The 18,357-nt window shown below is 52.5% G+C and carries 17 protein-coding genes and 1 other RNA gene; 14 read left to right on the forward strand and 4 right to left on the reverse strand.

Going from position 1 to position 18,357, the window contains the following annotated elements; translation table 11 throughout:
* On the forward strand, positions 1–120 hold a 120-nt coding region (locus AC1W8Y_RS03710; protein WP_482013326.1), incomplete at its 5' end, for an integrase core domain-containing protein.
* Between the two features lie 125 nt (positions 121–245).
* Here the strand turns inward: AC1W8Y_RS03710 and ssrA are convergent.
* From ssrA to ompA, 4 genes are all read right to left on the reverse strand, one after another.
* Positions 246–608: a transfer-messenger RNA gene (gene ssrA, locus AC1W8Y_RS03715) on the reverse strand.
* Between the two features lie 58 nt (positions 609–666).
* Positions 667–1,335, reverse strand: coding sequence for an HAD family hydrolase (locus tag AC1W8Y_RS03720; RefSeq protein WP_482013127.1), 669 nt, complete (start codon positions 1,333–1,335; stop codon positions 667–669).
* Positions 1,332–2,078: a bifunctional 2-polyprenyl-6-hydroxyphenol methylase/3-demethylubiquinol 3-O-methyltransferase UbiG gene (ubiG, locus tag AC1W8Y_RS03725; RefSeq protein WP_482013128.1), complete on the reverse strand. Its 747-nt coding sequence runs from the start codon at positions 2,076–2,078 to the stop codon at positions 1,332–1,334. Before ubiG ends, AC1W8Y_RS03720 begins: the two co-directional genes overlap by 4 nt.
* Before the next feature lie 217 nt (positions 2,079–2,295).
* Entirely contained in the window at positions 2,296–2,880 is a 585-nt protein-coding gene (gene ompA, locus AC1W8Y_RS03730) for an outer membrane protein OmpA (protein WP_482013129.1), read from the reverse strand.
* 517 nt (positions 2,881–3,397) lie between these two features.
* Here ompA and gyrA point away from each other — a divergent pair.
* The 13 genes from gyrA (at position 3,398) to rfaD (ending at position 18,238) form a co-directional block, all read left to right on the forward strand.
* The gene (gene gyrA / locus AC1W8Y_RS03735) at positions 3,398–6,109 is read left to right on the forward strand and encodes a DNA gyrase subunit A (RefSeq protein WP_482013130.1); all 2,712 of its coding nucleotides are present in this window, start codon (positions 3,398–3,400) and stop codon (positions 6,107–6,109) included.
* A gap of 6 nt (positions 6,110–6,115) precedes the next feature.
* Positions 6,116–7,246 (forward strand): 3-phosphoserine/phosphohydroxythreonine transaminase, encoded by a 1,131-nt coding sequence (gene serC, locus AC1W8Y_RS03740; RefSeq protein WP_482013131.1) that lies wholly within the window; start codon positions 6,116–6,118, stop codon positions 7,244–7,246.
* On the forward strand, positions 7,239–8,324 hold the full coding sequence (pheA, locus tag AC1W8Y_RS03745) for a prephenate dehydratase (protein ID WP_482013327.1): 1,086 nt from the start codon (positions 7,239–7,241) through the stop codon (positions 8,322–8,324). The genes serC and pheA overlap by 8 nt, the downstream gene beginning before the upstream one ends.
* A 50-nt stretch (positions 8,325–8,374) precedes the next feature.
* Complete coding sequence (gene hisC / locus AC1W8Y_RS03750; protein WP_482013132.1) at positions 8,375–9,505, forward strand: histidinol-phosphate transaminase; 1,131 nt, start codon at positions 8,375–8,377, stop codon at positions 9,503–9,505.
* On the forward strand, positions 9,502–10,404 hold the full coding sequence (locus AC1W8Y_RS03755) for a prephenate dehydrogenase (protein ID WP_482013133.1): 903 nt from the start codon (positions 9,502–9,504) through the stop codon (positions 10,402–10,404). Before hisC ends, AC1W8Y_RS03755 begins: the two co-directional genes overlap by 4 nt.
* On the forward strand, positions 10,401–11,726 hold the full coding sequence (aroA, locus tag AC1W8Y_RS03760; protein WP_482013134.1) for a 3-phosphoshikimate 1-carboxyvinyltransferase: 1,326 nt from the start codon (positions 10,401–10,403) through the stop codon (positions 11,724–11,726). Before AC1W8Y_RS03755 ends, aroA begins: the two co-directional genes overlap by 4 nt.
* Positions 11,723–12,376: a (d)CMP kinase gene (gene cmk / locus AC1W8Y_RS03765; protein ID WP_482013135.1), complete on the forward strand. Its 654-nt coding sequence runs from the start codon at positions 11,723–11,725 to the stop codon at positions 12,374–12,376. Before aroA ends, cmk begins: the two co-directional genes overlap by 4 nt.
* An 88-nt stretch (positions 12,377–12,464) precedes the next feature.
* Entirely contained in the window at positions 12,465–14,177 is a 1,713-nt protein-coding gene (gene rpsA, locus AC1W8Y_RS03770) for a 30S ribosomal protein S1 (RefSeq protein WP_106226619.1), read from the forward strand.
* A gap of 5 nt (positions 14,178–14,182) precedes the next feature.
* Positions 14,183–14,551 carry an integration host factor subunit beta gene (locus AC1W8Y_RS03775; RefSeq protein ID WP_482013136.1) on the forward strand — a complete coding sequence of 123 codons (369 nt, stop codon included), beginning with the start codon at positions 14,183–14,185 and terminating at the stop codon, positions 14,549–14,551.
* Between the two features lie 138 nt (positions 14,552–14,689).
* Positions 14,690–15,007, forward strand: a complete 318-nt coding sequence (locus tag AC1W8Y_RS03780) for a LapA family protein (protein ID WP_482013137.1) — start codon at positions 14,690–14,692, stop codon at positions 15,005–15,007.
* A gap of 26 nt (positions 15,008–15,033) precedes the next feature.
* Positions 15,034–16,308 (forward strand): lipopolysaccharide assembly protein LapB, encoded by a 1,275-nt coding sequence (gene lapB / locus AC1W8Y_RS03785; RefSeq protein WP_482013138.1) that lies wholly within the window; start codon positions 15,034–15,036, stop codon positions 16,306–16,308.
* The gene (gene rfaE1, locus AC1W8Y_RS03790; protein WP_482013139.1) at positions 16,305–17,240 is read left to right on the forward strand and encodes a D-glycero-beta-D-manno-heptose-7-phosphate kinase; all 936 of its coding nucleotides are present in this window, start codon (positions 16,305–16,307) and stop codon (positions 17,238–17,240) included. Before lapB ends, rfaE1 begins: the two co-directional genes overlap by 4 nt.
* Entirely contained in the window at positions 17,231–18,238 is a 1,008-nt protein-coding gene (gene rfaD, locus AC1W8Y_RS03795) for an ADP-glyceromanno-heptose 6-epimerase (RefSeq protein ID WP_482013140.1), read from the forward strand. The genes rfaE1 and rfaD overlap by 10 nt, the downstream gene beginning before the upstream one ends.
* The last annotated feature ends 119 nt before the right edge of the window (positions 18,239–18,357 follow it).

The following is an 18,357-nucleotide window of genomic DNA, read 5'->3' on the forward strand; positions in this document are numbered from 1 at the left end:
CAGTGGCGGGAACATTACAATACGATCAGACCGCATTCAAGTTTGGATTATCAAACGCCGCTTGAGTACGTGTCTGAATGGAAAAGCAGTTCAACAACCGGAGCCGTCGTTTCTAAATGAAAATGGTCCGATAAAACCAGACAGGTCACCCGTCTCCACAGTCCGCAACACTCCCCACAGACCCGCATGAACCCAAACCTGTAGGCAAAAAAATACCAACCCCGAAAGGTTGGTATGTGCGGTACTGGTGGAGCCGGGGGGAATTGAACCCCCGTCCGCAAGCCCTAGGCAGGCAGTTCTACATGTGTAGTCTGTTCACTTTTTGTTTAACCTCGGACTATGCCAACAGACAGGCCTTTCCTTGGCGATTCACTTGGTTTTAAGCGTTTGACGAATGACCCGACAAACCCCGATTCTTTGTTGATGACGCTGCTGTGGTTTTACCCACCTGACCCAAAGACAAATCAGTGCAGCGGCTCACCGCTTAAGCGGCCAGAGCGAAACGCGAGTCGTTTGCGTTTGTATTGTTTCCAGTGGATTTACGAGCTTACTGGTGCTCGACATGCCCTGCACTGAGTCGTGACCCACGTCGAATCCGGATCGGCCCCAATAGCTATATTGTAGTCCAACTACCGTACCAAGAAGATACGCAGCACGTAAATGAATTTAAGGGTTTGTCAGTATTTGTTTCACGATCGGCCAGATCGCTTCAGGGGTGGCGGCGTAATGATCGGCATTCCACGTCTCGACGGGGTGTTCATCACCGCAATATCCATATCCTGCCGCAACTGACACCATCTCTGCCGCTTGTGCCGCCAAAATATCCCTTAAATCGTCACCGACATAAATACAACGATCGACGGCAAAGCCTGCCGCTTTTGCCGCATGTTGCAAGGGTAAAGGATGGGGTTTTGCATGGGCAGTCGTATCGCCACACACCAATACAGCGCAGTCCTCAGACAATCCCAGCGCGGTGACAATGGGTTGAGCGAGATAAGTGGCTTTATTGGTCACAATGCCCCAGGCAAGCCCGGCTGCACTAATTTGCGACAAAAGCTCAGGTACACCCTCAAACAACGTCGTATGCACTGTCATCGCGGCCTCATAGTCTTGCAAAAACTGCTTTCTATGCGTCTCATACGCTGGGTGATCGGGCTTCATGCCTAACGCGGCACGCAGTAGGCCTCGGGCGCCGGCAGAAGCAAAGGGTCGCAAGGCTTCAAGCGGTAAGGGCTCTTGTCCCTGGCGGATACGTTGCTGATTGGCCGCCGCCGCTAAATCAGGGGCGGTATCGGCGAGCGTGCCGTCGAAGTCAAAGAGAACGAGGCCAGTCATTTCTGTGTCGCCATCAGATAATTAACGCTGGTATCACTGCCAAGTGAGTAGACTTGGGTGAGCAAGTTGTAACTCATGCCTTTGAGATGAACAAGATTTAAACCAGCACCGCGCGCAACTTGCGCTAGTTCGCTGGGTTTAACGAAACTTTGCCAGCGATGAGTGCCTTTAGGTAACAAACCCAGTATGTATTCGGCACCAACGATCGCAAACAGAAATGATTTCGGATTGCGGTTTAGTGTCGAGAAAAATACCCAACCACCTGGTTTGACCAAGCGTGAGCAGGCACGAACGATGGAAGATGGGTCGGGTACATGCTCGATCATTTCCATGCATGTGACGATATCAAAACGCTCAGTTTGCTCGGCAGCGATGTCTTCTGCGCTGATATTTCGGTAATCAACCTGTACACCTGATTCAAGTCCGTGCAGTTTTGCTATGTTGAGTGATTTCTCAGCAAGGTCGATGCCGGTGACGTGCGCACCAGACTTCGTCATTGCTTCGGCCAGAATGCCACCACCGCAACCGACGTCCAGTATTTGTTTGCCAGATAGGTCGCCCACGATCCCTTTAATCCAATCCAGACGAAGTGGGTTGATCGCATGCAAGGGTTTGAACTCGCTATTGGGATCCCACCACTTAGCAGCCAGCGCACTGAACTTATCGAGCTCAGATTGATCGACGTTCGATGCGTATGACACAGAATGAGGGGTATCTGCAGGTGAGGGTGTTTCAGTTTGCATATTTGACGACCGCGCGAGACAGGACAGAATCAACAGAGTACAACAAAGCGTGCCCTCTCATCATCACGTGAGAAACGATGAGGCGAGGCCATTAAAACCAGATCCATCAAGCTGCGATCATCGAGAGACGGCAATCCATAAAAAAAGGCCTCGCAAGCGAGACCTTTTTTAGACCGAAGGCAAGGGCATTACCCTTGCCTGACGGACAGCGCATCAATTACTTGCGGCTGCCGACGATTTCGATCTCTACGCGACGGTTCTTGGCACGCCCAGCTGCTGTCTTGTTGTCAGCGATTGGGTTAGCTTTGCCTTTGCCTTCTGTGTAAACACGGTTAGCATCGATGCCTTTCGTGACCAGATAAGCTTTCACTGCAGCAGCACGACGCTGTGACAGTTTGACGTTGTAGGCCACTGAACCGATTGCGTCGGTGTAACCAACAGCGATGATGGTTTCAAGATTGATCGTGCCAGCTTGGGCAGCGACTTGATCCAACAGTTTTTTGCCTTCAGGCTTCAGGATTGCTTTGTCAAAGTCAAAGAAAGCATCAGCGTTGAAAACAACCTTTTTGTTGTCGATGCCTTTACCAGGACCTTTGTTCTGAGCAATTGCACCATCACAACCTGGAGCAGCAGTCGCTGGTGTCCAGTTGTTGTCACGCCAGCACAATGTGCTGTCGCCGTTTCTCCAGACGAGAGTACCGTCTGCGTTTTTCCAGTTGTCTACCGTTTGCGCGGAAGCTACGCCTGTTGCTGCGAAAGCAGCGAAGGCGAGTGCCAGAGCGAATTTGGAGGGCTTGTTCATGTTTCTCCTCGTTGAGCATAAAGCTTAAAAGTGTGACTAGCAGCGAACCCCCGCCGCATTAATTCAGGAAACGGGGCCAGTATAGCAACGCTAAGAGCAGGTTTCAAAGAATTACACACTGGGTTTCCTGCGTGCTGGTTCGAATCTTAAGGCATTTATTTATTCTTTGCTGTGCATAAAGTCACAGTTTCTACTTGTTACCCGTATTTCTAGCTCTGAATGCCACTTCTTGTTGGTTTTTGACAACAATGAGTCACGTTTGCCCTAATGAATTGAAATAAACCAGACTTATTTCGCTCTCCAACTTCTGATGTGCGTTTTGAATAAAGTGCCTGAAGTCACTGATGGATGCCTTTAGTGCCCCCATTTTTAGCGGATAACCCTAGATTTGAGGAATTAATCAGTCAGAAGTGTAGAATTCTGGGTTTACCTTCGAGCGTTAGCTTTTTGTTTGGCTGGTATTAGTGGCTGAGAATTAGTTAGTGCCTTAACCGCTGCTTTTTAGTTGTCTTCAAATATGGATTCCTTCGCCAAGGAAACGCTTCCGATCTCTCTGGAAGAAGAAATGCGCCGCAGTTACCTCGATTATGCAATGAGCGTAATCGTCGGGCGCGCCCTGCCGGATGTCCGGGATGGTTTAAAGCCAGTGCACCGCCGTGTATTGTTTGCAATGCACGAATTGAATAACGACTGGAATCGTGCCTACAAGAAGTCTGCGCGTATCGTCGGGGATGTCATTGGTAAGTACCATCCGCATGGGGATCAGGCCGTCTACGACACCATTGTCAGGATGGCACAGGATTTTTCGCTGCGCTACATGCTCGTTGACGGGCAAGGTAACTTCGGCTCAATCGACGGCGACAACGCTGCGGCGATGCGATATACCGAGATACGGTTGGCCAAGATCGCACATGAATTGCTAGCCGATATTGATCAAGAGACGGTCGACTTCGGCCCTAACTATGACGGCAGTGAGCATGAGCCTTTGCTGTTGCCCTCCCGATTACCTAACTTGCTGGTCAACGGTAGCTCGGGCATTGCGGTCGGCATGGCGACCAATATCCCACCTCACAATCTGGCAGAAGTCGTTGATGGTTGCCTTTACTGTCTGCGTAAACCAGACTGCTCAATCGACGAGTTGATTGAATTGATCCCTGCGCCTGACTTCCCCACCGGGGCCACGATTTATGGCATCGCTGGCGTGCGTGAGGGTTATCGCACAGGTCGTGGTCGGGTGATCATGCGTGCGAAGACGCATTTTGAGGATATGGATAAAGCAGGGCGACAATGCATTGTTGTCGATGAGCTGCCCTATCAAGTCAACAAGAAAACATTGCAAGAGCGGATTGCTGAGCTCGTCAATGAGAAAAAAGTCGAAGGTATTTCGGATATTCGCGATGAGTCAGACAAAGACGGGATGCGTCTCGTCATTGAGCTCAAGCGTGGTGAAGTGCCCGAGGTGGTACTGAACAACCTGTACAAGAATACCCAGTTGCAAGATACGTTTGGGATGAACTTGGTGGCCTTGGTCGATGGTCAGCCTCGTTTGTTGAACCTCAAGCAGATGGTTGAGTACTTCTTGCAGCATCGCCGTGAAGTCGTCACTCGCCGCACGGTGTTTCAGTTGCGTAAAGCCCGTGAAAGAGGTCATGTGCTTGAAGGCCTGGCCGTTGCATTGGCCAATATCGATGAATTTATCGCCATCATCAAGGCGGCGCCCACGCCACCGGTGGCTCGTCAGGATTTGATGGCTCGTGCTTGGGATTCATCGCTGGTGCGCGAAATGCTGGCGCGCGCAGATGATCAAGCCGTGGGTGGTCGGGCAGCGTATCGTCCTGATCATTTGCCAGACAGCTTTGGTTTGCAGGGCGATGGCCTCTACCGTTTGAGTGAAACTCAGGCGCAAGAGATCCTCAACATGCGTCTGCAGCGCTTGACGGGGCTTGAGCAAGACAAGATTTACAACGAATACAAAGACGTGATGGATACCATCGCCGATTTGCTCGATATCCTGTCGCGTCCAGAGCGAATCACCGCGATCATCAGTGACGAACTGCAAACCATCAAAACCGAGTTTTCAGTAAACGCGAAAGACGCGCGACGCTCTTATGTTGAGCTAAACGCAACCGAGCTCGACACAGAAGATTTAATTACCCCAGCCGATATGGTGGTGACCTTATCCCATACGGGTTACATCAAGAGTCAGCCTCTGTCTGAATACCGCGCTCAAAAACGTGGTGGGCGTGGCAAGCAGGCTACTGCCACCAAAGAGAACGACTGGGTTGACCAATTGTTCATCGCCAACACGCACGACTACCTCTTGTGTTTTTCCGATCGTGGTCGGGTGTACTGGCTCAAAGTGTGGGAAGTCCCTCAGGGCACTCGGCTGTCCCGGGGCAGGCCTATTGTTAACATGTTCCCTCTGATTGACAACGAGAAAATTACCGTCGTATTGCCAATCAAAGCCTTCAGCGAAGATCAGACCGTCTTCATGGCCACGTCGCGCGGTACGGTCAAAAAGACGCCGTTGACCGATTTTTCTAACCCGCGCAAAGCGGGCATTATTGCGGTCGATCTGGATGAGGGCGATTTCCTCATTGGTGCCGAATTAACCGATGGCACGCACGATGTCATGCTGTTTGCTGATTCAGGCAAAGCAGTGCGTTTTGATGAGAATGACGTTCGTCCAATGGGCCGTAATGCCCGTGGTGTGCGAGGCATGATGCTCGAAGAAGGGCAGAACGTCATTGCCATGTTGGTGGCGGGTGACGAGAGTCAAACGGTGCTGACGGCTTGCCAGAACGGTTACGGCAAACGCACCCCTATCGGCGAATACACACGCCATGGCCGTGGCACCAAAGGCATGATTGCCATCCAGACAACGGCTCGCAATGGCAAAGTCGTGGGCGCTGTCCTGGTGAATTCTACCGATGAAATTATGCTCATCACGACCGGTGGGGTGTTAGTGCGTACGCGTGTATCAGAGGTTCGCGAAATGGGTCGCGCGACGCAAGGTGTCACGTTGATTAGCGTCGACGATGGCAGTATGCTTTCCGGTATCCGTCGTGTTGCTGAAAGCGATGCCGACATCGATAACGAAGAGGATAGCGCAAACACGATTGCCGTGGCGAACGCCGATGCTAATTCGACACCTGATGCGACAGGTAACCCAGAATCCAACGATGGCGATACAGCGGGCAACGACGAAGACACTGGGAAAGAGGTATAGATCGGTATGGCACGTTATTGGAATTTCTCTGCTGGCCCGTCTGCCTTGCCTGAGTCAGTCTTGCAACAAGCGGCGGATGAAATGCTTGACTGGAACGGCTCAGGGATGTCGGTCATGGAGATGAGCCATCGTGGCAAGCATTTCACGCAGATCTGTGATGAAGCTGAATCCGATCTGCGTGAGCTGCTGAGCATCCCTGACGACTACGCGGTCTTGTTTATGCAAGGCGGTGCTACCGCAGAGAATGCCATTGTGCCCATGAACCTGATCGCAACGAGACCGGGTCTTGCCGCTGATTTCGTCGTCACCGGTATTTGGTCCAACAAATCCCACCTTGAATGTCAGCGTTATGGTCAGTCAAACATTGTTGCGACCAACAATCGGTCAACCATGATCGACGGTAAAGACTATGCGCCATATACTTGGATGCCCATGCCAGAGACGTGGCAGGTGAATCCAGCGGCATCCTATTTGCATCTTTGCAGCAACGAGACGATTGGCGGCATCGAATTTACTGATTGGCCGAAGATGGCTGATCTGGGGGCGGCCGAGGTGCCGCTCGTGGTCGACGCCTCTTCTCATTTTTTGTCACGACCGATTGACATCGCCAGCACCGGGATGGTTTTTGCCGGTGCGCAAAAAAACGCCGGGCCTGCCGGGGTGACCATCGTGATCGTCAAGCGTGACTTAATTGGGCACGCACTGCCCATCTGCCCCACCGCGTTCGATTACACCAATGTTGCTCGCGAGCGCTCGATGTACAACACGCCACCAACCTATGCCATTTATATTGCTGGGCTGGTGTTTAAATGGCTCAAACGTCAAGGGGGGGTGACGGCCATTGAGCAAGCCAATATCGCTAAAGCCAGTGCGTTGTATCAGCGATTGGATCGTTCTGATTTTTATCAGGCACCGGTACATGCGAAAGTTCGATCGCGAATGAATGCCCCTTTCTTTTTAAAAGATACGTCGCTGGACGAGGCGTTTCTCAAAGGGGCAGAGCAACTTGGGTTGATGGCGCTCAAGGGGCATAAAACCGTTGGGGGGATGCGAGCCTCTATCTACAACGCCATGCCGATGGCAGGGGTGCAAGCCCTGATTGATTATCTTGATGAGTTCGAGCAGGCCCATGGATGATGCGCTGTTAGCCAAGTTGATCCCTTTGCGTGAGCGAATTGATCAGATCGATTCTCAAATCCTTGATCTGTTGAACCAAAGAGCATTGACGGCTCAGCAAGTCGGTGCCGAAAAGCACAATCATCATGAACTCAGCCCAGTGCTCAGGCCAGAGCGTGAGTCTCAGGTGATCCGTGCACTTCAAGCCAAAAATGCAGGCCCCATGCCGCAAGACGCGATCTCTTGCATCTGGACTGAAATCATGTCCGCCTGTCGTGGTCTTGAACAAGCCTTAACGGTCGCCTATTTGGGGCCTGCCGGCTCTTTTTCCGAACAAGCCGCACTCGAACATTTTGGTCATTCGGTATCGAGTCTGCCGTGCCCGTCTTTCGACGAGGTTTTTCGCGCGGTGCAAGCGGGCAGTGCGCAAGTGGGCATGGTACCCGTTGAAAATTCGACCGAAGGCGCCGTGAATCGAACCCTCGACCTGTTGAGAGAGTCCAATGTCGATATTATTGGCGAGCATTCAATCCTGATTCATCATTGTTTGATGACCAGAACCGGCACAATGGATGGGGTCACCAAAATTATGGCTCATCCACAAGCCTTGGCTCAGTGCCAGGGGTGGTTGAACGCCCATTATCCCAACCTCGCTCGTGAGTCGGTTTCAAGCAACGCCGAGGCCGCCCGACTGGCATCACTCGATCCGGCAATTGCTGGCATTGCCAGCGATACCGCTGCGCAGGCCTGGGGGTTGGATGTCGTGGCGCAAGGGATTCAGGACGATCCCCATAACCGAACTCGTTTCTTGGCGATTGGTCAATTAAAGACATTGCCCAGCGGCCGTGACAAAACGAGTCTGATTCTCGCCGTATCGAATGAGGCAGGTGCTGTCTACAAGATGCTGGCGCCGTTCTCGACCAATGGCGTTTCGATGACCCGCTTCGAGTCTCGGCCCGCCAGAACAGGCGATTGGGAATACTATTTTTATGTGGATATCGAAGGTCATCAGCTTGACCCTTCTGTTAAAACAGCACTTGCAGAACTGAAAGCCCAGTGTGCTTTTTTTAAGGTGCTTGGATCTTATCCCTGCCAGTAAGGGATAGGCGCGCATCAGGCTCGATTCACTCCTCTTTTCGGCTCGCTCATATGTCGTCAGAACATTCGATTTTTGTTGCCCCATCGCATATCGCTGCGATTTCACCTTATGTCCCTGGTAAGCCCATCGAAGAGCTTGCCCGCGAGTTTGGTTTAAATCCGGACAAGATTGTTAAACTCGCTTCGAATGAAAATCCCTTGGGGATGCCTGCGTCGGCCAAGAAGGCCATCATTGCAGCGATCGATCAATTAGGCCGATACCCTGACCCTGCTGGTTTCGATCTGAAGCGGGCGGTGTCTGAACGGTTCAATATCGATCAAAATTGGCTGACCTTGGGTAATGGCTCAAACGATATCCTCGAATTGGTCGGGTTGGCCTTGCTCGAGCCAGGTAGCGCAGTTGTTTACGCCAAGCACTCTTTTGCCGTTTATCGCCTTGCGACCCAGGCTCGTGGGGCCAAGCACCTGGTGGTACCGGCCCTCGATCTGGGGCACGATCTGCCTGCGATGCTCAGCGCTATTGATGACACCACACGTTTGGTTTTCATCGCTAATCCAAACAATCCCACTGGCACCTATTTGGCCAATCAAGCAATCGAGGATTTTCTGGCAGCGGTTTGCGCGAAATTTGGCACCCGTGTCACCGTGGTATTGGATGAGGCCTATAACGAATTTCTTGAGCCTGAGCAGCGCGTGGACAGCGTTGCACTCGTCAAACGCTATTCGAATCTGATTGTGTCACGTAGTTTTTCTAAAGCCTATGGTTTGGCTGGATTGAGAGTTGGTTTTGCGATGGCGCAACCCGCGCTCACCGATCTGCTGAATCGGGTTCGTCAACCGTTCAATGTCAACTCTCTGGCGCAAGCGGCTGCGATTGCGGCCCTGAATGACGTTGAGTTTTTGCAGCAGAGTTTCGAGGTCAATCAGCAAGGTAAAGCGCAACTGCAGCAAGCCTTCGATCAACTGGGTTTGACCTATGTGCCTAGCTTTGCCAATTTCGTGTTGGTCAAAGTCGGGGATGCAGCCAGCATTAATCTTGAACTCTTGAAGCGCGGGGTGATTGTCCGTCCCGTCGCAGGTGATGGTTTACCAGAATGGCTGAGAGTTTCGATTGGGTTGCGCGAAGAAAATCAAACCTTCATTGAAGCCTTGACTGATATCTTGGCCAAAGCGCACAAATGACGGCTCAACACTTGCAGCAAGCTCAGTCTAGCGTCATGATCGACACCCTCGCCATCGTTGGGGTTGGCTTAATCGGGGGGTCTTTTGCCGCGGCCTTGCGTCAGTCGGGTATTGTCAAGCGCATCATTGCCGCTGGTCGTCGGCCTGAGACACTTGCCCGCGCACTTGAGCTCGGTTTAGTTGACGAGGTAGTTTCGTACGAAGAGATCGCTGCTCAGGCGGATGTGGTTTTTCTGGGTACGCCCGTCGGGGCGATCGCCGAAGTTCTTGCGCAGCTGGCACCAAACTTAAGAGCAGAGACTGTCTTGACGGATGGCGGTAGCACCAAGCAAGACGTCATCGATGTTGTGAGTCGCGTGCTTCAGTCAAAAGCGAGTCAGTTTGTGCCGGGCCATCCGATGGCAGGGTCCCATGAAACGGGGCCTGACGCGGCGCGCGCTGATCTCTATCAAAATCGGCGAGTCATGCTCACGCCCTTGGCGGCGAATAAAAGCAGCGACGTCGATCTGGTGGTGGCGTTGTGGCAATCGTGCGGCGCTCAAGTCGTGACGCTTGATGCTCAGGTGCATGACGAGGCACTGGCCAGCATTAGTCATCTGCCACATTGGATTGCGAGCATTTACATGGCTCACGTCACCCAAAGTGATGACCCCGACTTACGCCTCGCCCTTGCCGGTTCAGGCTTCAAAGACTTCACTCGCATCGCACAAGGGTCGCCCGAAATGTGGCGAGATGTGTTTCTGGCGAATCGAGATGCCCTGTTGCAGGACATCGCAGCTTTTCGACTCATGATGGACAGGGCTGAAGCTGCATTGATCGATAAAGACTCAGTTTTTATCGAAAACCTGCTTGATGAGGCATCGACCGCACGTGCCAACTGGACGGGGTTTGGGCAATGACCACGACGAGTCCAACCGATTCGCTTCGTTTGCCACCGGCACACGAGGCCAAAGGTGATATCACCTTGCCCGGTTCAAAAAGTATTTCTAACAGAGTGCTGCTGCTATCAGCGTTATCGGTCGGTGATACCCGCATCGATGGTTTGTTGAAGTCTGACGATACTGACGTCATGCTCACTGCCCTCAGGCAACTGGGGGTTCAGATCCGCCAGCTCTCGGCTGAGTCGGTGGTCGTCTCTGGTGTCGCTAGCTTCCCGGTGAAAGTCGCCAAGCTGTTTCTGGGCAACGCCGGGACTGCCTTTCGGCCCATTACCGCTGCGCTTGCGATGATGAGGGGTAATTATGAGCTCTCTGGTGTACCAAGGATGCACGAGCGTCCCATCGGTGATTTGGTGGACGGGCTCAACGCTTGGGGCACTCACATTACCTACGCAGGTCAGCCCGGTTTCCCGCCATTGACGATTCGCCCGGCAGGACCACTATCGGATGTGGTTCGCGTCCAGGGCTCGGTTTCCAGCCAGTTCTTAACAGCTGTCTTGATGGCAGCGCCTTTGGCCGTCGCCCAAAGCGGCAGGCCTCTGACGGTCGAGGTGGTGGGTGAGTTGATTTCGCGACCTTACATCGAATTGACCTTGAATTTGATGAAGCGTTTTGGGGTTGACGTGGTCAGGCTCAGCAGCCAGCGATTTGTGATCGAGCCAGGGATGCAATATCAGTCTCCCCAGCAATTATCGGTTGAAGGCGACGCGTCCTCGGCCTCTTACTTCTTAGCGATGGGCGCGATTGGTGGCGGACCGCTCACGGTGTTTGGCGTCGGAGATCACAGCATTCAGGGTGACGTGGCCTTTGCCGATACGCTTGAAATGATGGGGGCACAGGTGACCCGACGAGCAGCTTCCATCGAAGTCAGTGGGGTTTGTGTTGCGCGCGGGGCAAAATTGAAGGCGTTTAATGCTGATTTCAACTTGATCCCCGATGCTGCGATGACAGCGGCAACACTCGCTTTGTTCGCCGATGGTCCGTGTACCCTGAACAATATTGGTAGCTGGCGCGTCAAAGAAACGGACCGCATTTATGCCATGGAGACCGAACTATCCAAGCTCGGTGCCACGGTTGAAAGCGGCCCTGACTGGCTACGGGTTCATCCCGTTGAGTCTGGTAAGTGGCGCGATGCAGCTATCCATACCTACGATGATCACCGCATGGCCATGTGCTTGTCACTGGCTGCCTTTGGTCCGGCAAGTGTCACGATTCTGGATCCCGGCTGTGTCAGTAAGACGTTCCCAACCTATTTTGATGTTTATCGAGGCATGATCCGGTGAGCTTGGTACCCGTCATCACCATTGATGGGCCGACAGCCTCAGGCAAGGGGACTGTTGCGAGCCTGGTTGCTCAGTCGCTTGGCTGGGCCACGCTTGATAGTGGTGCGCTCTATCGGCTCACCGCGATTGCGGTCATGAAGCACCAAGTGTCCCCAGAAGATACCGGCGCCGTTGCGCAGCTCGCCGAAAGGTTGGATGTTGCCTTTCATCCACAAGGTGTCGCGCTTGAGGGCGACGATGTCAGTGAGCTGATGCGGCAAGAACCCGTCGGCAATCTGGCTTCTAAATTGGCGCCACAACCGGCGTTGCGTGCCGCGCTACTGGGGCGTCAGCGGGCGTTCAGACAATCGCCTGGGCTGGTGGCGGATGGGCGAGATATGGGCACCGTTGTGTTTCCTGATGCGAATTTAAAGATTTTTTTAGTTGCAGATGTGCTTGCTCGTGCCCAGCGACGTTATAACCAGTTGATCGATAAGGGTATTTCTGCTAATCTAGAGGACTTGCTTGCAGATATGCGAGAGCGTGACCGGCGTGATACAGATCGAGCCACCGCACCCCTCATCGCTGCACAAGATGCGCATACCATCGATTCTTCAGCATTGACGATTGATCAGACTGTGCAAGCCATCCTTGCGCTGTATCAAGCCTAGGTTTTTTAACTTTAACCTCACCTTGCTCGATGGGTATTGCGAGTAGGTGTGCTACCCGGCCCCTTGGGTCATTTGGATTTTCCTCAACATGTCAACTCAACAAACCTCTATTGAATCCGGCGAAAGTTTTGCCGCGATGTTCGCCGAAAGTATTGAAAAGCAGGATTTAAAGTCTGGCGAAGTCATTTCGGCAGAAGTCATTCGTATTGATCACAATTTCGTCGTCGTCAATGCTGGTCTGAAATCAGAAGCGCTGATTCCCTTAGAAGAATTCCTCAACGATCAGGGTGAGCTCGAAGTCAATCCTGGCGACTTTATTTCGGTTGCTATTGACTCGCTTGAAAACGGCTACGGTGATACCGTGCTGTCTCGCGATCGTGCCAAACGCCTGTCGGCTTGGCTCTCACTTGAGCAGTCGCTCGAGAAAAACGAACTGGTTACCGGTACGATTACTGGCAAGGTGAAGGGCGGTCTGACTGTCATGACTGCTGGTATCCGTGCATTCTTGCCTGGCTCATTGGTCGATTTGCGTCCTGTTAAAGACACCACGCCTTTCGAAGGCAAGACCATGGAGTTCAAGGTCATCAAGCTTGATCGCAAGCGCAACAACGTTGTTGTGTCGCGTCGCGCCGTGCTTGAGGCGAGCATGGGCGAAGAGCGTCAGAAATTGCTCGAAAACTTGCAAGAAGGCTCAATTGTCAAAGGCGTGGTCAAGAACATTACGGATTACGGCGCCTTCGTTGATCTGGGCGGCATTGATGGCTTGTTGCACATCACCGACATGGCATGGCGTCGCGTGCGTCACCCCTCAGAAGTCTTGACGGTCGGTCAAGAAGTTGAAGCTAAAGTACTGAAGTTTGATCAAGAAAAGAGCCGTGTGTCTTTGGGCGTCAAACAACTGGGCGAAGATCCCTGGGTGGGTCTGGCTCGTCGTTACCCACAAGGCACTCGTTTGTTCGGTAAAGTCACAAACCTCACCGACTACGGCTCATTCGTTGAAGTCGAAGCTGGTATTGAAGGTCTGGTACACGTTTCTGAAATGGATTGGACCAACAAAAACGTTGATCCTCGCAAAGTGGTTACCTTGGGTGACGAAGTTGAAGTCATGGTTCTTGAAATCGACGAAGATCGTCGTCGCATTTCGCTGGGCATGAAGCAGTGCCGTCAGAACCCCTGGGAAGAGTTTGCAGCTAACTCTAAGCGTGGCGACAAAGTACGTGGCGCGATCAAGTCGATCACTGACTTCGGTGTCTTTGTTGGTTTGCCAGGCGGCATTGATGGTCTGGTGCATCTATCAGATTTGTCATGGACAGAAACTGGTGAAGAAGCTGTTCGCAACCTCAAGAAGGGCGATGAGCTTGATGCCGTTGTGCTCGGTATCGATACCGATAAAGAGCGCATCTCGTTGGGCGTGAAACAGCTTGAAGGCGATCCATTCAACAACTTTGTGGCAACCAACGACAAGGGTGCCGTCGTGCCAGGTGTGGTCAAGGCCGTTGAACCGAAAGGCGCAACCATTACCCTGTCACATGAAGTCGAAGGCTACCTCCGTGCTTCAGAGATGGCATCGGGCCGCGTTGAAGATGCAACGACAGTCATGAAAGTCGGTGATAACGTCGAAACCATGATTATCAACGTCGATCGCAAAACTCGCGCGATTCAGTTGTCGATCAAGGCTCGTGATAGTCAGGACACTGCCGAAACCATGCAACGCATGACTGAAGCTAGTGCGTCGTCGGGCACAACGAACTTGGGCGCTTTGCTCAAGGCCAAGCTCGATCAGGCTCGTGACACTGAATAAATCAGGTGACCAAGTCTGAATTAATCGCCATTCTGGCGGCCCGCTATCCTCAGCTGGCCGTCAGAGATACCGATTTAGCGGTTAAGACCGTACTTGATGCGATGGTCCAGGCGTTAGCCGAGGGCCAGCGTATTGAAATACGAGGTTTTGGCAGCTTTTCGTTGTCTGAGCGCGCACCGCGTGTCGGTCGTAACCCCAAGTCGGGTGAGCAAGTGTTGGTGCCTGGTAAGCAGGTACCGCATTTCAAAGCGGGCAAAGAGTTGCGAGAGCGCGTGGATGCGACTGAGTTTGCGGATGATGATCTTGAATCAACGGCCGATCGCGAGTCAACGGGGGCAGAGCTTGAGCGGCCTCAGCGGCAAGCATCGGCCTAGCGTCAACGACCGTTACAAAGTTTTGGGTAGCAAAAACCGTCCGCAGTCAGGACGGTTTTTTTATGACCGCTCAATGGGTTGAGCGACGAGACAGCTCAGCGTGACTTACAATCGACTTTTGCGTCAGGGAGAAGCGCCATGCGATATCTAGTATGGGCCTTAAGGTTTGTGGTTTTTTTTGCAGTGCTCATGTTTGCCTTAAAGAACACCGATGAAGTGGTGGTGAAGCTTTACGGCGATATGCAGTTTGATCACATCCCGCTCATCGTTGTGATGTTAGCTGCTTTTGTTGTTGGCACACTCTTTGGCTTGTTGCTCACCGTGCCCGGTTCACTTCGAAGACGGCGCGAACTTGCTCGGCTGCGTAAAGATCTCGAGCGTATTCAAAAAGCAGTCAACACGCCTGCCGGTGAAGCGGTTTCACCAGACGTGCTCGTGCCGCTTTCACCCTTTTGATCCAACATTAAATCAGGGCTTACTCAGTGGATTTCGAATCCTGGTGGTTAATTTTCATCCCCTTGCTGTTTGGTTTAGGTTGGATGGCAGCTCGTCTGGACATCGGTCAGATTCTTTCTGAAACCAGAAATCTGCCAGACTCGTATTTCAAAGGTTTGAACTTCTTGCTCAATGAAGAGCCCGATCAAGCCATTGATGCTTTTATCGAAGTGGCTAAACTTGATCCTGAAACCACCGAACTGCACTTTGCTTTAGGTAGCTTATTTCGCCGTCGTGGTGAGATGGAGCGCGCCATTCGTGTACATCAAAGCCTGTTAGCCCGAGCAGATTTGCCCGATAGCCAACGTGAGCATGCCAAGCATGAACTGGCACAAGATTATTTGAAGGCGGGCATGCTCGACCGAGCAGAAGAGGGCTTTCTGCAACTGGATGGTTCTACCTACACCCTGCCAGCATTACGTGCACTGATCCGTATTTATGAGTCTGAGCATGATTGGTTGCGGGCGATTGAAGCCGCTAAAAAGCTACGTAAAGTTGTCGATGAACCTGTTCCTCAATTGGTTCATTACTACTGCGAAATTGCGCAAAGTGCCTTGCAAGGGAACCCAGCCAATGCAGATGCTGCACAGACGGCATTGAATGCAGCGCAACAGGCGGCCGATAATGCGGATAAAACGGGGTTCCCCTTGAGCCCTTACAGTGCGGGGGTGGCCGCATCCAAGGTTCGCATTGCGATGTTAAAGGCTGACATCGCAGCTGCCCGCCAAGACGCGAAAGCAGAGCATGAGGCGCGGCTGTCCGTGCTAAAACAAGCGCCAGAATTCGCTGGCTTGGTTGCCAAAGCGCTTCAAGCGAGTTTCGCGCGATTGGGCAAAGCAGAACAGGGTTTGGACATCCTCTCTCATCATTATCAGTCGCATCCTTCACTTGATCTCTTCAACGTAGTCTTTGGTGGTTTGCGCACACAAGACGGTGCGCAAACTGCGTGGGCATTCGCAAGAGGGGCTTTAGAATCCAATCCTTCTTTGCTGGGATTGGATCGCATGCTTGAAATAGAATTGGCTCAGATCAATCCAACGCCAAAGGCCAGTGCGACGGTTGAACAGGGCACAGTTGACACCGATCTCGTCCCAGGCCCAGACTTTGGTTTGCTGCGCAAGTTAATCAAACGTCATACGCAAAGACTAGATCGCTACGCCTGCAATATGTGCGGGTTTCAAGCCCGGCAATACTATTGGCAGTGTCCCGGTTGTAACTCGTGGGAGACCTATCGTCCCCTTCGTTTGGAGGAAGTACAGTGAACGCATTTCCCGCGGCTGCGGTTGCAGCCACGCGTATCTTGGTGGTCGGTGATGTGATGCTAGACCGTTATTGGTTTGGCAAGGTAGAGCGAATCTCTCCCGAAGCCCCTGTGCCAGTGGTTCATGTCGTCAAGCGTGAAGATAGGCTCGGGGGTGCCTCGAACGTTGCTCGCAATATTGCGTCCTTAGGTGCACGCGTCACGCTACTCGGTGTGGTTGGTCAGGACGAGGCAGGGGTGCAGTTGGGGCAGCTGCTTCGCGCTGACGGTATTCACGGTCAGCTTGTGCTGGATCCAACCATCCACACGACCATGAAAATGCGGGTCTTGGGTCAACAGCAACAAATGCTTCGGATTGACTTCGAAGAGAAACCCAGCGTGGATGCCTTGAACGAGCTCACGGCTCGCTTTGAACCGCTGCTTGAGGCTCATGATGTGGTTGTCTTGTCTGATTACGCCAAGGGTGTGTTGACGCATGTTGATGCATTGATCGCGGCGGCTCGAAAAAAGGGTTTACCGATTTTGGTGGATCCCAAGGGCAGTGATTACAATCGTTATCGTGGTGCGACACTGGTCACGCCCAATCGAAGCGAGATGCAGCAGGCGGTGGGGCAATGGGTATCAGAGGCAGACTTGGCAACACGAGCCCAAACGCTTCGAGCGCATTTACAGCTTGAGGCGCTTCTGGTGACTCGGTCCGAACAGGGAATGACTTTGTTTAATGACAAGGGCAGCGACCACGTTGATGCCCAGGCTCATGAAGTCTTTGATGTTTCGGGCGCTGGTGATACAGTATTAGCCACGTTGGCTGTGATGCGCGCCGTTGGCGTTGAGTGGTCAGAATCCATGCGTTGGGCAAATCGTGCGGGTGGCATCGTGGTTGGTAAACTAGGGACGTCCATCGTCACAGCAGAGGAGTTGTCATGTTTGTAGTCACTGGCGCTGCGGGTTTTATTGGATCCAGACTGATTGCCGCACTCAATGCTCGCGGCGTGACCGATATTCTGGCTGTTGATGATCTCACCGAAGGTGACAAGTTCGCGAATCTCGCCAGGTACACGGTGGCAGATTACATGGATAAGGCGGCTTTCCGTCGATTGGTGGCAAACGGCGGTTTGAACAAAACCAGAGCGATCTTCCACCAAGGCGCGTGCTCAGACACCACCGAGCGCAACGGCCAGTTCATGATGGATAACAATTACCGCTATACGCTCGAGTTGTTTGAGTATTGCCAGACCCACGGGACGCAGCTGATTTATGCATCGTCTGCAGCGGTCTACGGCGCTGGCCCTGAGTACATTGAAGATCCTGCCTATGAAAAGCCGCTCAACGTTTACGGTTACTCGAAACTGTTGTTCGATCAGGTCTTGCGCACACGGTTCGAAACACTGACCTCGCAAGTCGTTGGTTTGCGTTACTTCAACGTATATGGCCCGAACGAACAGCACAAAGGCCGGATGGCCTCAGTGGCCTATCACAACATGAATCAGTACTTGTCTGAAGGTTGTGTTCGACTCTTTGGCGGTTGGGACGGCTATGAAAATGGCGGTCAGATGCGTGACTTCATTCACGTCGACGACGTGGTGGCTGTCAATTTATACTTTTTCGATAACCATGAAGTCTCCGGTATCTTTAATTGCGGGACGGGGCTTGCACAGCCCTTCAATGATGTCGCTAGCGCAGTGATCAATACGATGCGCGAACTTCAAGGCAAAGAAGCCTTAACTCTGGCTCAAATGGTCGACCAGGGGTTAATCAAGTACACGGACTTTCCAGATGACTTGAAGGGACGTTACCAGAGCTACACGCAAGCAAACACTGACGCACTTCGTGCTGCAGGTTTTACAGAACCCATGCGTGACGTCTCGACGGGCGTAGCCGAGTACGTTCGCGCCCTGCACGCAAAAACGAAGGCGTTGAAACCCAATTAGTCCTTGACTGTCGTAGTGTCTCGGGTGGATTTATCTTGCACATCTTGAGTCACTATATCGCTTCATCCTTCAAGATAACACCGCGCCTCTGTCGTTTGACGATGCGCGGTTTTTTTTTT

The sequence above is a fragment of the Jezberella sp. genome (assembly GCF_964834465.1).

What these genes read in the sequence shown, in the direction of transcription:
- aroA (WP_482013134.1), top strand. Translation starts at nt 10,401, where the DNA reads ATGACCACGACGAGTCCAACCGATTCGCTTCGTTTGCCACCGGCACAC.
- serC (WP_482013131.1), top strand. Translation starts at nt 6,116, where the DNA reads ATGGCACGTTATTGGAATTTCTCTGCTGGCCCGTCTGCCTTGCCTGAG.
- pheA (WP_482013327.1), top strand. Translation starts at nt 7,239, where the DNA reads ATGGATGATGCGCTGTTAGCCAAGTTGATCCCTTTGCGTGAGCGAATT.
- AC1W8Y_RS03780 (WP_482013137.1), top strand. Translation starts at nt 14,690, where the DNA reads ATGCGATATCTAGTATGGGCCTTAAGGTTTGTGGTTTTTTTTGCAGTG.
- hisC (WP_482013132.1), top strand. Translation starts at nt 8,375, where the DNA reads ATGTCGTCAGAACATTCGATTTTTGTTGCCCCATCGCATATCGCTGCG.
- ubiG (WP_482013128.1), bottom strand. Translation starts at nt 2,078, where the DNA reads ATGCAAACTGAAACACCCTCACCTGCAGATACCCCTCATTCTGTGTCA.
- ompA (WP_482013129.1), bottom strand. Translation starts at nt 2,880, where the DNA reads ATGAACAAGCCCTCCAAATTCGCTCTGGCACTCGCCTTCGCTGCTTTC.
- rfaD (WP_482013140.1), top strand. Translation starts at nt 17,231, where the DNA reads ATGTTTGTAGTCACTGGCGCTGCGGGTTTTATTGGATCCAGACTGATT.
- AC1W8Y_RS03720 (WP_482013127.1), bottom strand. Translation starts at nt 1,335, where the DNA reads ATGACTGGCCTCGTTCTCTTTGACTTCGACGGCACGCTCGCCGATACC.
- rpsA (WP_106226619.1), top strand. Translation starts at nt 12,465, where the DNA reads ATGTCAACTCAACAAACCTCTATTGAATCCGGCGAAAGTTTTGCCGCG.
- gyrA (WP_482013130.1), top strand. Translation starts at nt 3,398, where the DNA reads ATGGATTCCTTCGCCAAGGAAACGCTTCCGATCTCTCTGGAAGAAGAA.
- AC1W8Y_RS03755 (WP_482013133.1), top strand. Translation starts at nt 9,502, where the DNA reads ATGACGGCTCAACACTTGCAGCAAGCTCAGTCTAGCGTCATGATCGAC.